Below are 13,449 nucleotides of genomic sequence, written 5' to 3'. Positions count from 1 at the left end.
ACCGGGAACCGTCAGTTCCAGGCGTATCCGTCCCCGAACAGCAGGAAGTGCTCCAGCACGTCCTCCGCGGGGTCGTCGACCTGTCCGGTGTCGACGTTGAGGAGTCCGACCCGGGGCCCGTTGTGCGAGCCGGTGGTGGTCTCGTCCGCGTACGCGGCACCGGCCACCGTCCCGCACAGCACCAGCACGGCGACCACCCCGAGCGCCCCGACCGTCCAGCGGAGTACGCCCCGCGCCCGCTCGTTCCTCATTGCCCGCTCCCCATGTTCCTCGGCCGGTCGTCCCGGCATCCGATCGGACTTCGCGTCCACCCGTTCATCTGCCGAAACGACCCCGAAGTCACGGGGAGTAACCCGTACGTGAGAGGACGGGACGGGGACCGGGTCAGTTGTGGCTGTGCAGGACCTCGTTCAGCCCGCCCCAGACCGCGTTGTTCGGCCGGGCCTCGACCGTGCCGGTGACGGAGTTGCGGCGGAAGAGGATGTGGGAGGCGCCGGAGAGTTCGCGGGCCTTGACGACCTGGCCGTCGGGCAGGGTGACACGGGTGCCGGCGGTGATGTAGAGGCCGGCCTCGATCACGCACTCGTCGCCGAGCGCGATGCCCACGCCCGCCTCGGCGCCGATCAGGCAGCGCTCGCCGACGGAGATGACGACGTTGCCGCCGCCGGAGAGCGTGCCCATGGTGGAGGCGCCGCCGCCGATGTCCGAGCCGTCGCCGATCACGACACCGGCGGAGATGCGGCCCTCGACCATCGACGTGCCGAGCGTGCCGGCGTTGAAGTTGACGAAGCCCTCGTGCATGACGGTGGTGCCCTCGGCGAGGTGGGCGCCGAGGCGGACCCGGTCGGCGTCGGCGATGCGGACGCCCTTGGGGACGACGTAGTCCGTCATGCGCGGGAACTTGTCGATCGAGGTCACCTGGAGGTGCAGGCCCTCGGCGCGGGCGTTGAGCCGCACCTTCTCGACGTCGTCCACGGCGACCGGGCCGAGCGAGGTCCAGGCGACGTTGGCGAGGAAGCCGAAGACGCCGTCCAGGTTCTGGCCGTGCGGCTTGACCAGGCGGTGCGAGAGCAGGTGGAGGCGCAGGTAGACGTCGTGCGCGTCGATCGGCTTCTCGGTGAGCGAGGAGATGACCGTGCGGACCGCGACGACCTCGACACCCCGGCGGGCGTCCGGCCCGATCGCCGCGGCCGCGCCGCCGCCCAGCAGTTCCGCGGCCTGCTCGGCGGAGAGCCGCTCGGTGCCGGAGGGTCCGGGCTCGGCGACGAGTTCGGGGGCGGGGAACCAGGTGTCGAGGACGGTGCCGTCCGCGGCGATGGTGGCGAGGCCGGCGGCCACGGCGCCGGTGGTGCTGTGAGCAGTCGTGTCGGTCATGAGGGCAACCTAACCGGCCGGGACCCGGCGATGCGAACTGGTGCACCGGCGTCTCACGTGCCGGGCCGCACCCCGCCGGGCGGGGAGGGCGCGCTCAGTCTCCGGGGACGACGCGCGCCATCATCTCCCGGGCGTACTCCTCGTCGTAGGGCCCGCCGGTCAGCAGGACCTGGAGGCAGATGCCGTCCATCAGCGCGACCAGGGCGCGGGCGGTGACCGGGTCGGTGCGGCGGGAGAGCAGTTCGGTGACCTCCTCGCACCACTCGGCCGCGACGGGGCGCAGAGCGGGGCGGCGCAGGGCGGCCAGGTACAGCTCGTACTCCAGCTCCACGCCGGTGCGTTCGCCGGCGAGCCACTCGCCGATCAGGGCGGCGAGTTCGGCCGCCAGGTCGGTCCGGGGGTCCATCAGGGTCCGGCGGGCCGCCACCGCCTTGGCGAAACCCTCGTTGGTCTGGCGCAGTGCGGCGACGAGCAGTTCGTCGAGGGTCTTGAAGTGGTAGGTCGTGGAGCCGAGCGGTACGTCGGCCTCGGCGGCGGCGCTGCGGTGGCTCAGCCCGGCGATGCCACTGCGGCCCACGACCCGGATCGCCGCGTCGATGATCCGCTGCCGCCGTTCGGGGTCGTGGCGCCGGGTCATCAGTGCGCTCCTCCCAGGTTCAGCACCACCACGCCGATGATGATCAGCGCGATGCCGGCGGCCTTGGCCGCGGTGAGCCCCTCGCCGAGGAACAGGACGCCGATCGTGGCGATGGCGGCGGTGCCCACCCCGGCCCAGATGGCGTAGGCCGTGCCGACGGCGACGGTCCGCAGCGTCTGCGCGAGCAGGGCGAAGGAGACGACGTAGCCGAGCAGCGTCAGCAGCGAGGGCCAGAGCCTGCTGAAGCCGTCGCTGTACTTCATGGCGGTGGTGGCGCACACCTCGGCGACGATCGCGCCGGCCAGCAGCAGGTATCCCATGTGTACGAGCGTACACAACGGCGGTCCGCCGCAGACGGGGAACGGCGGCGCCCCAAGGGCGCCGCCGTTCTCCGTGTTCTGGTGCCGTGCGTCTCAGACGTTGAAGCCGAGCGCCCTGAGCTGCTCACGGCCGTCGTCCGTGATCTTGTCGGGGCCCCACGGCGGCATCCAGACCCAGTTGATCCGCAACTCGCTGACCAGGCCGTCCGTGGCGGACTTCGCCTGGTCCTCGATGACGTCCGTCAGCGGGCAGGCCGCGGAGGTCAGGGTCATGTCGACGGTCGCCACGTTGGAGTCGTCGACGTGGATGCCGTAGATCAGGCCGAGGTTGACGACGTCGATGCCCAGTTCGGGGTCGACGACGTCCATCAGGGCCTCACGGAGCTCTTCCTCCGAGGCCGGCTTCATCTCCACGGTCTCGCTCATGCGGTTGTCCTTTCGGCGTCGGCGCCCAGCGCCTGGGCCGTCGCGTCCTTCCACGCCATCCAGCTCAGGAGGGCGCACTTGACCCGGGCCGGGTACTTGGACACCCCGGCGAACGCGACCGCGTCCTCCAGGATCTCCTCCATCGCGTCGTCGGGCTCGATCCTCCCCTTGGACTGCATCAGCTGCAGGAAGGTCTCCTGGATCCGCTGCGCCTCGGACAGGTCCTTGCCGACCAGCAGGTCGTTCAGTACGGAGGCGCTGGCCTGGCTGATGGAGCAGCCCTGCCCCTCGTAGCTGACGTCGCTGACGGTCGTGCCGTCGTACTTCACGCGCAGCGTGATCTCGTCGCCGCACGTCGGGTTGACGTGGTGCACCTCGGCGTCGCCGTCCCGCAAGCCCCGCCCGTGCGGGTTCTTGTAGTGGTCCAGGATCACGTCCTGGTACATGGAGTCCAGCTTCACGCCTCAGCCCCTCATCCGAAGAAGTTCCGTACGTGCTCCAGACCCTCGACCAGTGTGTCGACCTCGGCCGGAGTGGAGTACAGATAGAAGGACGCTCGCGTGGTCGCGGGAATTCCGTACCGCAGGCAGACCGGCCGCGCGCAGTGGTGGCCGACCCGGACCGCGATGCCCTGCTCGTCGAGGACCTGGCCCACGTCGTGCGGGTGGATGTCCCCCAGCACGAAGGAGATCGCGGCGCCGCGGTCCTCGGCCGTGGCGGGGCCGATGATGCGCAGGTCCGGGACCTCGGACAGGCGCTTGACCGCGTACTCGGTGATGGCGTGCTCGTGGGCGAGGATCCGGTCCATGCCGATGGCCGACAGGTAGTCGATCGCCGCACCGAGACCGACCGCCTGGGCGACCGGCGGGGTGCCCGCCTCGAACTTGTGCGGGGCCGGGGCGTACGTCGACGAGCTCATCGACACGGTCTCGATCATCTCGCCGCCGCCGAGGAACGGAGGCAGGTCCTCCAGCAGCTCCTGGCGCCCCCAGAGCACCCCGATGCCGGTCGGGCCGCACATCTTGTGGCCGGTGAAGGCCACGAAGTCGGCCTGGAGCGCCTGGACGTCCAGCGGCATGTGCGGCGCGGCCTGGGAGGCGTCGACGCACACCAGGGCGCCGACCTCCTGGGCGCGGCGCACGATGGCCTCGACCGGGTTGAGGGTGCCCAGGATGTTGGACACCAGCACGAAGGAGACGATCTTCGTCTTCTCGGTGATGACCTCGTCGATGTTCGACAGGTCGAGCCGGCCGTCGTCGGTGAGGCCGAACCACTTCAGCTTCGCGCCCGTGCGCTGCGCGAGCAGCTGCCACGGCACGATGTTGGAGTGGTGCTCCATCTCCGTGATGACGATCTCGGTCTCGTGGTCCACCCGGTAGGGCTCGTCCGCCCAGCCGAGCATGTTCGCCACGAGGTTGAGCGACTCGGAGGCGTTCTTGGTGAAGATCACCTCGTCGCGGCTCGGCGCGTTGACGAACTCGGCGACCTTGTCGCGCGCGCCCTCGTACAGCGCCGTGGCCTCCTCGGCGAGCACATGCACACCGCGGTGGACGTTGGCGTTGTGGCGCTCGTAGTACTCGCTCAGGGCGTCCAGCACCTGGCGCGGCTTCTGGCTGGTCGCCGCGTTGTCCAGGTACACGAGCTTCCGGCCGTCGTGGACCTGACGGTCCAGGACGGGGAAGTCCTTGCGGATCGCCTCGGTGTCGAGGAGGCCCGGCAGCTGTGTCACTCGGATGCGCCACCCTTCGTGTATGCCTCGTAGCCCTCGGCCTCCAGCTTGTCGGCGAGCTCGGCGCCGCCGGACTCGGCGATCCTGCCGTTCGCGAAGACGTGGACGTGGTCGGGCTTGATGTAGCGCAGGATGCGCGTGTAGTGCGTGATCAGCAGGGTGCCGACCTCGCCGCTCTCACGGACGCGGTTGACGCCCTCGGAGACGACCCGCAGGGCGTCGACGTCCAGGCCGGAGTCGGTCTCGTCGAGGATCGCGACCTTCGGCTTGAGCAGTTCGAGCTGGAGGATCTCGTGGCGCTTCTTCTCACCGCCGGAGAAGCCCTCGTTGACGTTGCGCTCGGCGAAGGCGGGGTCCATGTTGAGGCGCTCCATGGCCTCCCGGACCTCCTTCACCCAGGTGCGCAGCTTGGGGGCCTCGCCGCGGATGGCGGTGGCGGAGGTGCGCAGGAAGTTGGAGACGGAGACGCCGGGGACCTCGACCGGGTACTGCATGGCGAGGAACAGGCCGGCGCGGGCGCGCTCGTCGACGGACATCTCCAGGACGTCCTCGCCGTCGAGGGTGACGGTGCCGCCGGTGATCGTGTACTTGGGGTGACCCGCGAGGGAGTAGGCGAGGGTCGACTTGCCCGAGCCGTTGGGGCCCATGATGGCGTGCGTCTCGCCCTGCTTCACGGTGAGGTCGACGCCCTTGAGGATCTCCTTCGTGGCGTTGTCGGCCTCGACGGTGACGTGCAGGTCTCGGATTTCAAGCGTTGCCATGGGTGCCTCAGGACTCCTGGGTGAGGGAGACGAGCACGTCGTCCCCTTCGATCTTTACGGGGTATACGGGGACGGGGCGCGTCGCCGGAAGGGCGTCGGGCTTGCCGGAACGGAGGTCGAAACGCGAGCCGTGCAACCAGCACTCGATGTGGCAGTCGTCCACCTCGCCCTCCGAGAGGGAGACGTTCGCGTGCGAGCAGATGTCGTGGATCGCGAACACCTCGCCCCCGGTCTGTACGAGGGAGACCGGCGTGCCGTCGAGTTCCACCCTTTTCGGGGTGTCCTCCTCCAGCTCGCTCAGCCCACAGGCGCGTCGGAAGGTCATGCGACCGCCGCCTCCAGCTCCTCCTCGATCTTGGCGATCAGACGCTCCTCGATGTCCGGGACGCCGATCTGCTGGACCAGCTCGGCGAAGAAGCCGCGGACCACCAGGCGGCGGGCGTCCTTCTCCGGAATGCCGCGGGCCATCAGGTAGAACAGCTGCTCGTCGTCGAAGCGGCCGGTCGCGGAGGCGTGGCCGGCACCGACGATCTCGCCGGTCTCGATCTCCAGGTTGGGGACCGAGTCGACGCGGGCGCCGTCGGTGAGGACCAGGTTGCGGTTCATCTCGTAGGTGTCGGTGCCCTCGGCCTTGGCCTCGATGAGCACGTCACCGATCCACACGGCGTGCGCGTCGTCGCCCTGGAGCGCGCCCTTGTAGACGACGTTGGACTTGCAGTGCGGGACGTTGTGGTCGACCAGGAGGCGGTGCTCCTGGTGCTGGCCGGCGTCGGTGAAGTACAGGCCGAACAGCTCGGCCTCGCCGCCGGGGCCGGCGTAGGTGACGCGCGGGTGCAGCCGGACGACGTCGCCGCCGAAGGTGATGATCACCGACTTGAAGGAGGCGTCGCGGCCGACGAGGGCGTCGTGCTGGGCGGCGTGCACCGCCTTGTCGTCCCAGTCCTGCACGGAGACGACGGTCAGCTTGGCGCCGTCGCCGAGGACGTACTCGACGTTGGCGGCGAGCACCGCGTCACCGGTGTGGTCGATGACCACGACGGCCTCGGCGAAGGCGCCGAGCTCGATCACCTGGTGGGCGTAGGCGGTGCCGCCCTCGCCGTGCACCGCGATGCGGATCGGCTCGGCGAGGACGGTCTCCTTCGGCACGGTCACGACCGAGGCCTGCTCGAAGGCGGAGTACGCCTGGGCGGCGACCCGGTCCACCGGGGTGCCCGCGCGGCCGAGCCGCGCGTCGTCGCGGCCGACGGTCTCGACGGTGACGCCCTCGGGCGCCTCGACGGCGACCTTGACGCCCTCGCCGGTGGCGGTGGCGGTGCCGTCGTGCAGACCGCGCAGCCGCTCCAGCGGGGTGAACCGCCACTCCTCCTCGCGGCCGTGGGGGACGGGGAAGTCCGCCACGTCGAAGGACGGGGGCGCGCTCATGCGGGTGGCGACGGTCGACTCGGCGGCGACCGCGATCGAGCCCGTGGTGGTGGAGCCCACGGGGATGTTCTGAGCCTCAGCCATGGCTGTCGTAGTGCTCGCTTTCCTGTGCGTAAGGGGCTTGACGGAACGGCGCTGGTGCTTAGCCGACCGCGCCTTCCATCTGCAGCTCGATCAGCCGGTTGAGCTCGAGGGCGTACTCCATCGGCAGCTCCTTGGCGATCGGCTCGACGAAGCCGCGCACGATCATCGCCATCGCCTCGTCCTCGGACAGGCCGCGGCTCATCAGGTAGAAGAGCTGGTCCTCGGAGACCTTGGAGACGGTCGCCTCGTGGCCCATGGACACGTCGTCCTCACGGACGTCCACGTAGGGGTAGGTGTCCGAGCGGGAGATGGTGTCCACGAGCAGCGCGTCGCACAGCACGTTGGACTTCGAGCCCGGGGCGCCCTCGCCGATCTCGATCAGACCGCGGTAGGAGGTGCGGCCGCCGCCGCGCGCCACCGACTTGGAGACGATGTTGGACGAGGTGTTCGGGGCCATGTGGACCATCTTGGCGCCCGCGTCCTGGTGCTGGCCCTCGCCGGCGAAGGCGATGGACAGGGTCTCGCCCTTGGCGTGCTCGCCCATGAGGTAGACGGCCGGGTACTTCATCGTCACCTTGGAGCCGATGTTGCCGTCGACCCACTCCATGGTCGCGCCCTCGTAGGCCACGGCGCGCTTGGTGACCAGGTTGTAGACGTTGTTCGACCAGTTCTGGATGGTCGTGTAGCGGCAGCGGGCGTTCTTCTTGACGATGATCTCGACGACCGCGGAGTGCAGCGAGTCCGACTTGTAGATCGGGGCGGTGCAGCCCTCGACGTAGTGCACGTAGGCACCCTCGTCGACGATGATCAGGGTCCGCTCGAACTGGCCCATGTTCTCGGTGTTGATCCGGAAGTAGGCCTGGAGCGGGATCTCGACGTGCACGCCCTTCGGCACGTAGATGAAGGAGCCGCCGGACCACACGGCGGTGTTCAGCGCGGCGAACTTGTTGTCACCGGCCGGGATGACCGTGCCGAAGTACTCCTTGAAGAGCTCGGGGTGCTCCTTCAGGGCGGTGTCGGTGTCCAGGAAAATGACGCCCTGCTCCTCCAGGTCCTCGCGGATCTGGTGGTAGACGACCTCGGACTCGTACTGGGCGGCGACACCGGCGACCAGGCGCTGCTTCTCGGCCTCGGGGATGCCCAGCTTGTCGTACGTGTTCTTGATGTCCTCGGGCAGGTCCTCCCAGGACTCCGCCTGCTTCTCCGTGGAGCGCACGAAGTACTTGATGTTGTCGAAGTCGATGCCGGAGAGGTCGGAGCCCCAGTTCGGCATGGGCTTCTTCTCGAACAGGCGCAGGCCCTTGAGGCGGAGCTTGGTCATCCACTCCGGCTCGTCCTTCTTCGCGGAGATGTCCCGGACGACGTCCTCGTCCACACCTCGGCGTGCCGACGCACCGGCGTCGTCACGGTCGGCCCAGCCGTATTCGTACTTGCCCAGACCCTCGAGCTCGGGGTGGGCCGTCTCCGTGGGGAGAGTCATGCGGGGTTCCTCCCGGACGTGCTTGCAGATGCGTGGTGGGAAATCTTGGGGATGAACGTCGTGCAGACGCCGTCGCCGTGCGCGATGGTCGCCAGCCGCTGCACATGCGTACCGAGGAGCTCGGCGAAAAATTCCGTCTCGGCCTCGCACAGTTGCGGGAACCGTTCGGCGGCGTGGGCGACCGGGCAGTGGTGCTGGCAGAGCTGCTCGCCGACCGGTGCGCTGCGCGCCGTTGCAGCGTACCCGTCCGCGCTGAGCGCCTTGGCCAGTGCTTCCGCGCGCTTCTCGGGGGGTACGGCCTCGACCGCCTTGCGGTACGCGCCCGCCTGCGCGGCGATCCGGGCGCGGGCGAACGCGGCGATCGCCTCGTCCCCGCCCTCCTTCTCCCCGATCCAGCGCAGGGCGTCCACGGCGAGCTGGTCGTACGACTGGTAGAAGGCGTCCCGCCCGCAGTCGGTGAGGGCGAACACCTTGGCCGGGCGCCCGCGCGTGCGCGCGCCGTAGACCCGACGGTCACGCGCCTCCACGACACCGTCCGTGGTCAGGGTGTCGAGGTGCCGGCGCACGGCCGCCTGGGTCAGTCCCAGTCGCTCCGCGAGTTCGGCGACGGTCGAGGGCCCGTGGTCCAGGATGGAACGGGCGACCCGGTTGCGGGTGGACCGCTCTCCGGTCGCCAGTTCCTCGTGGGGGGACTCGCCGACGTTTTTCACAACGCCATTGTTGCGTAATTCATCCGGGCCCGGCAAGCCGCGCCCTGACGGCCCCACGGTGCGCTGCGTCACTTAGGTGAACCTAAGGTGACCTGCGGAAACGATCTTTGATCGATCAATTCGGTGGCGTCCGGCGGTGGTGTCCGGGAGACTCACGGACCATGCCCGCAGCTTCTCCCACCGGCCCTCTCGTCACCCGGGACAGCCTCGCCGCGCAGCTGCGCGAGCTCGGCGTGCGGCCGGGCGAGACCCTCCTCGTGCACTCCTCGCTCAGCTCCCTGGGCTGGGTCAACGGCGGTCCGGTCACGGCCGTCGGGGCGCTGCTCGACGCACTCGGCCCGGACGGCACGCTGGTGGTCCCCGCCCAGTCCGGCCACCTCTCCGACCCGGCGCTGTGGCAGGCGCCGGCCGTGCCCGAGGAGTGGTGGGCGGCCATCCGGGCCACCATGCCCGCGTACGACCCGCTGACCACGCCCACACGCGGGGTGGGGGTGGTCCCGGAGACCGTGCGGACCTGGCCGGGCGCCCTGCGCAGCGCGCACCCCCAGACGTCGTTCGCGGCGGTGGGCCCGCGGGCCGCCGAGGTCGTCGCCGGGCACGCGACCGACTGCCGGCTCGGGGAGCGCAGCCCGCTGGCCGCCCTGGAGCGGATCGGCGCGCGGGTGCTGCTGCTCGGGGCCGGATACGACAGCTGCACCGCCTTCCACCTCGCCGAGTACCGCGTCCCCGCCCCCCGCGTCGTGGTGGGCCGGCCCGGTCCCGACGGCTGGGAGACGGTGACCGAGGTGTCGATCTCCTCCGAGCGGTTCGACGAGCTCGGGCACGACTTCGAGCGGGACCGTCCCGTGCTGCGCGGCCGGGCCGGGGCGGCCGAAGCGCGGCTGTTCCCGCTGGCGGACGCGGTGGCGTACGCCGAGCGGTGGCTGGAGCTGCACCGGCCCCGGGCGGAGGAGTTCGAGAACCCCGCGGTCTGAGGCGCCCGCCGCCTCCCTAGACTCGTGACCCATGCGAAGTGAGCCCGTGGTCCAGGTCCAGGCCCTGGTGAAGCGGTACGGAACGAAGACCGCGGTGGACGGCCTCGACCTGGTGGCCCGACCGGGCGTGACCGCCGTACTCGGCCCCAACGGGGCGGGCAAGACGACCACGGTCGAGACCTGCGAGGGGTACCGGCGGCCGGACTCCGGCACGGTGCGCGTCCTGGGCCTCGACCCGGTGCGGGACTCGGCGGCGCTGCGGCCCCGCGTCGGTGTGATGCTCCAGTCCGGCGGCGTCTATTCGGGCGCGCGGGCGGACGAGATGCTCCGGCACGTCGCCCGGCTGCACGCGCACCCACTGGACGTGGACGCCCTGATCGAGCGGCTCGGGCTCGGCTCCTGCGGCCGCACGACGTACCGGCGGCTCTCCGGCGGCCAGCAGCAGCGCCTCGCGCTGGCGATGGCCGTGGTCGGGCGCCCCGAGCTGGTGTTCCTGGACGAGCCGACGGCCGGTCTCGACCCGCAGGCCCGCCGCGCCACCTGGGACCTCGTGAGGGACCTGCGCGCCGACGGCGTCTCCGTGATCCTCACCACCCACTACATGGACGAGGCCGAACAGCTCGCCGACGACGTCGCGATCATCGACGCCGGCCGGGTCATCGCCCAGGGCTCCCCCGAGGAGCTGTGCCGGGGCGGGGCCGAGAACACGCTCCGCTTCACCGGCCGCCCCGGCCTGGACGTGGTCTCCCTGCTGAAAGCCCTGCCCGACGGTTCCTCGGCCGCCGAGGTGACCCCGGGCTCGTACCGGGTCGTCGGCGAGGTCGACCCGCAACTGCTCGCCACCGTCACCTCCTGGTGCGCGCAGCACGGGGTGATGCCGGACCGGATCTCGGTGGAGCGGCACACCCTCGAAGACGTTTTCCTGGAGCTGACCGGCAAGGAGTTGCGCTCATGACGCCGGCCCACACCCGGATCGGCCGGGGGCCCGGGGGTCGCCCCCCGGGAGGACACAGCCTGGAGCTGACCGGCAAGGAGTTGCGCTCATGACGGCCACCGGCACCTACTCACCGAAGCCGGGGGCGGCACCGCTCCCCCGCATGATCGCCGCGCAGGCCGTGCTCGAGACGAAGATGCTGCTGCGCAACGGCGAGCAGCTGCTGCTGACGGTGATCATCCCCACCCTGCTGCTGGTGCTGTTCAGCACCGTGGACATCGTGGACACCGGCGAGGGCGAGACGGTGGACTTCCTCGCCCCGGGCATCCTCGCGCTCGCCGTGATGTCGACGGCGTTCACCGGGCAGGCCATCGCGACCGGCTTCGAGCGTCGGTACGGGGTGCTGAAGCGGCTGGCCTCGTCCCCGCTGCCGCGCTGGGGCCTGATGACCGCGAAGACGCTGTCCGTGCTGGTCACCGAGGTCCTCCAGGTCCTCCTGGTCACGGTGATCGCCCTCGTGCTCGGCTGGTCGCCGCAGGGCAACCCGTTCGCGGTGCTCCTGCTGCTGGTGCTGGGCACGGCCGCCTTCTCCGGGCTCGGCCTGCTGATGGCGGGCACCCTGAAGGCCGAGGCGACGCTGGCCGCGGCCAACCTGGTGTTCCTGCTGCTGCTCGTCGGCGGCGGGGTGGTCGTGCCGCTGGACAAGTTTCCCGGCGCGGCGCAGGACGTGCTCGGCCTGCTGCCGATCTCCGCGCTGTCGGAGGGGCTGCGGGACGTGCTCCAGCACGGGGCCGGGATGCCGTGGGGCAACCTCGGGATCCTCGCCGTCTGGGCGGTCGCGGGACTCGCGGCCGCCGGGAGGTACTTCCGCTGGGAGTGAGCCCGGGGCCTGCGGGGCCCCGGAGGGCGTGATGTGGGCGACCCTCGTGAAAGTGTGCACAAGCGGCGCCCTACGATGGGACGCGTGCCAAACGTGACTCGCGCCGACGCCTCGGCGGCCGTGCGCAACCCGCTCGCCTTCATCGCCGCACGCTGGACCCCGGATCCCCGGACGGTCCGGCGGGCGGCCCTCGTCGCGCTCGTCATGTCGGTGGTCATCGTGGTCACCGGCGGCGCCGTGCGGCTGACCGGCTCCGGCCTGGGCTGCCCCACCTGGCCCAAGTGCACCGAGGACTCGATCGCCGCCACCCGCGAGATGGGCGTGCACGGCGTCATCGAGTTCGGCAACCGCCTGCTGACCTACGTGCTCTGCGCCGCCGTCGGCTGGGCGATCATCGCCGCGCGGTCGCAGAAGCCCTACCGGCGCCGCCTGACCCGGCTGGGCTGGGCGCAGTTCTGGATCGTCATGGGCAACGCGATCCTCGGCGGCATCGTGGTGCTCGTCGGCCTGAACCCGTACACGGTCGCGGCGCACTTCCTGCTCTCCTCGGCGCTGATCGCGGTCGCCACCGTGATGTGGCACCGCACCCGGGAGGGTGACGCGGAGCCCCGTCCGCTGGTCGGCAAGGCCGTGCAGCAGCTCGTGTGGTTCCTGGTGGCCGCGTCCGTGCTGCTGATCGCGGTCGGCACGGTGGTGACCGGCGCGGGCCCGCACGCGGGCGACTCCAGCGAGGTCGAGCGGATGCCGGTCGACTGGGAGACGGTGAGCAAGATGCACGCCGTGCTGGCGTGGATCGTGGTGACGCTGACGTTCGCCCTGTGGTTCGTCCTCAAGGCGGTCGACGCCCCCAAGGGCCCGCTGGACCGCACCCGCGAGCTGTTCCTGATCATCCTCGCGCAGGGGGTGATCGGTTATGTGCAGTACTTCACCGACCTCCCCGAGGTCCTGGTCGGTCTGCACATGTTCGGCTCCTGCGTGATGTGGATCTGGGTGCTCCGGGTCCTGCTGTCGCTGCGCGAGCGTCCCGGGGCGGTGGCGGAGGTGCCGGGACCGGCGACCGAGACGTCCCTGGCCAAGGCGTAGGCGGGTCGTCCTCCGCACCCGCCCCCGTTCCCGTTCCCCGTCGGCACCCTCGGACTTCCCAGGTTCACGCCGCGCCGGCCGTGCCCTTCACTGGGAGCCGGTAACCACCGGCAGAACCACCTCACGGGGGAACACATGGACCGCAGGAAGAACATCGTCACCGCAGGCCTGGCCACCCTGGTCCCGGCGCTGGCCCTCACGGTCGGCGGCCTGGCCGCTCCGGCCCAGGCCGCTCCGGCCGCCCGGCTGGGCGTCGACTGCGACGGCCGGGTGCACCACAACAACCCGGACCACGGCATCGTCGGCTGCAAGAACAACACCGCCGGCACCATCACCTTCCGCGCCGAGATCGTCTGCGGCCGGGCCCCGGACGTCTCGGGCCAGTGGGTGACGCTGCGGCCCGGAGAGTACGGCGAGTCCTCGGGCGTCTGCGCGTTCTACAGCTCGGGAGTCGGCAGCGTGGGCTGGACGATCAAGTAGGGCCGAGCAGGGCGACGAACCCGCCGGAGCCGGCGGGCACGGGCCGGGACCTCATCGGGGTCCCGGCCCTCCGCCCGTCCGGTCCAGCCCGTACACCCGGCCCGCGTTCCCCGAGGCGATCATCGCGCCCACCCGCCCGTTCTTTATACACATCT

Annotated in this window: 17 protein-coding genes; 5 read left to right on the top strand and 12 right to left on the bottom strand. The window is 70.7% G+C overall.

Annotated elements, in window-relative coordinates:
* Positions 1 to 11: 11 nt before the first annotated feature.
* The 12 genes from B7L92_RS21850 to B7L92_RS21795 form a co-directional block, all read right to left on the bottom strand.
* Entirely contained in the window at positions 12 to 251 is a 240-nt protein-coding gene (locus B7L92_RS21850) for a hypothetical protein (RefSeq protein ID WP_004989644.1), read from the bottom strand.
* 133 nt (positions 252 to 384) lie between these two features.
* Positions 385 to 1,374: a 2,3,4,5-tetrahydropyridine-2,6-dicarboxylate N-succinyltransferase gene (gene dapD, locus B7L92_RS21845; protein WP_081239173.1), complete on the bottom strand. Its 990-nt coding sequence runs from the start codon at positions 1,372 to 1,374 to the stop codon at positions 385 to 387.
* A gap of 94 nt (positions 1,375 to 1,468) precedes the next feature.
* Positions 1,469 to 2,011 carry a TetR/AcrR family transcriptional regulator gene (locus tag B7L92_RS21840; protein ID WP_081239172.1) on the bottom strand — a complete coding sequence of 181 codons (543 nt, stop codon included), beginning with the start codon at positions 2,009 to 2,011 and terminating at the stop codon, positions 1,469 to 1,471.
* Entirely contained in the window at positions 2,011 to 2,331 is a 321-nt protein-coding gene (locus B7L92_RS21835) for a DMT family transporter (RefSeq protein ID WP_004989639.1), read from the bottom strand. The genes B7L92_RS21840 and B7L92_RS21835 overlap by 1 nt, the downstream gene beginning before the upstream one ends.
* Positions 2,332 to 2,424: 93 nt before the next feature.
* Positions 2,425 to 2,757: a metal-sulfur cluster assembly factor gene (locus tag B7L92_RS21830; RefSeq protein ID WP_004989638.1), complete on the bottom strand. Its 333-nt coding sequence runs from the start codon at positions 2,755 to 2,757 to the stop codon at positions 2,425 to 2,427.
* Positions 2,754 to 3,218 carry a Fe-S cluster assembly sulfur transfer protein SufU gene (gene sufU / locus B7L92_RS21825; protein WP_004989631.1) on the bottom strand — a complete coding sequence of 155 codons (465 nt, stop codon included), beginning with the start codon at positions 3,216 to 3,218 and terminating at the stop codon, positions 2,754 to 2,756. The genes B7L92_RS21830 and sufU overlap by 4 nt, the downstream gene beginning before the upstream one ends.
* 11 nt (positions 3,219 to 3,229) lie before the next feature.
* Positions 3,230 to 4,486, bottom strand: a complete 1,257-nt coding sequence (locus B7L92_RS21820) for a cysteine desulfurase (protein WP_081239171.1) — start codon at positions 4,484 to 4,486, stop codon at positions 3,230 to 3,232.
* Entirely contained in the window at positions 4,483 to 5,247 is a 765-nt protein-coding gene (gene sufC, locus B7L92_RS21815; protein ID WP_004989629.1) for a Fe-S cluster assembly ATPase SufC, read from the bottom strand. Before sufC ends, B7L92_RS21820 begins: the two co-directional genes overlap by 4 nt.
* A gap of 7 nt (positions 5,248 to 5,254) precedes the next feature.
* Entirely contained in the window at positions 5,255 to 5,572 is a 318-nt protein-coding gene (locus tag B7L92_RS21810) for a non-heme iron oxygenase ferredoxin subunit (RefSeq protein WP_004989628.1), read from the bottom strand.
* Positions 5,569 to 6,753: a Fe-S cluster assembly protein SufD gene (gene sufD / locus B7L92_RS21805; protein WP_081239170.1), complete on the bottom strand. Its 1,185-nt coding sequence runs from the start codon at positions 6,751 to 6,753 to the stop codon at positions 5,569 to 5,571. Before sufD ends, B7L92_RS21810 begins: the two co-directional genes overlap by 4 nt.
* A 58-nt stretch (positions 6,754 to 6,811) precedes the next feature.
* A complete protein-coding gene (gene sufB, locus B7L92_RS21800; protein WP_004989625.1) occupies positions 6,812 to 8,233 on the bottom strand; it encodes a Fe-S cluster assembly protein SufB in 1,422 nt (473 codons plus the stop codon).
* On the bottom strand, positions 8,230 to 8,943 hold the full coding sequence (locus B7L92_RS21795) for a helix-turn-helix transcriptional regulator (protein ID WP_016826794.1): 714 nt from the start codon (positions 8,941 to 8,943) through the stop codon (positions 8,230 to 8,232). The genes sufB and B7L92_RS21795 overlap by 4 nt, the downstream gene beginning before the upstream one ends.
* A gap of 161 nt (positions 8,944 to 9,104) precedes the next feature.
* Here B7L92_RS21795 and B7L92_RS21790 point away from each other — a divergent pair, with 161 nt between their 5' ends.
* From B7L92_RS21790 to B7L92_RS21770, 5 genes are all read left to right on the top strand, one after another.
* Positions 9,105 to 9,917 (top strand): AAC(3) family N-acetyltransferase, encoded by an 813-nt coding sequence (locus tag B7L92_RS21790; RefSeq protein WP_081239169.1) that lies wholly within the window; start codon positions 9,105 to 9,107, stop codon positions 9,915 to 9,917.
* Between the two features lie 31 nt (positions 9,918 to 9,948).
* Positions 9,949 to 10,872, top strand: a complete 924-nt coding sequence (locus B7L92_RS21785; protein WP_004989620.1) for an ABC transporter ATP-binding protein — start codon at positions 9,949 to 9,951, stop codon at positions 10,870 to 10,872.
* A gap of 88 nt (positions 10,873 to 10,960) precedes the next feature.
* Positions 10,961 to 11,731 carry an ABC transporter permease gene (locus tag B7L92_RS21780; protein ID WP_081239168.1) on the top strand — a complete coding sequence of 257 codons (771 nt, stop codon included), beginning with the start codon at positions 10,961 to 10,963 and terminating at the stop codon, positions 11,729 to 11,731.
* A gap of 75 nt (positions 11,732 to 11,806) precedes the next feature.
* Complete coding sequence (locus tag B7L92_RS21775; protein ID WP_081239167.1) at positions 11,807 to 12,814, top strand: COX15/CtaA family protein; 1,008 nt, start codon at positions 11,807 to 11,809, stop codon at positions 12,812 to 12,814.
* Between the two features lie 135 nt (positions 12,815 to 12,949).
* Positions 12,950 to 13,294: a hypothetical protein gene (locus tag B7L92_RS21770; protein ID WP_081239166.1), complete on the top strand. Its 345-nt coding sequence runs from the start codon at positions 12,950 to 12,952 to the stop codon at positions 13,292 to 13,294.
* The last annotated feature ends 155 nt before the right edge of the window (positions 13,295 to 13,449 follow it).

It is taken from the genome of Streptomyces viridosporus, from assembly GCF_002078235.1.
GTDB classification, from domain to species: Bacteria; Actinomycetota; Actinomycetes; order Streptomycetales; family Streptomycetaceae; genus Streptomyces; species Streptomyces viridosporus.
This window is presented reverse-complemented; position numbering and strand designations above follow the sequence as displayed.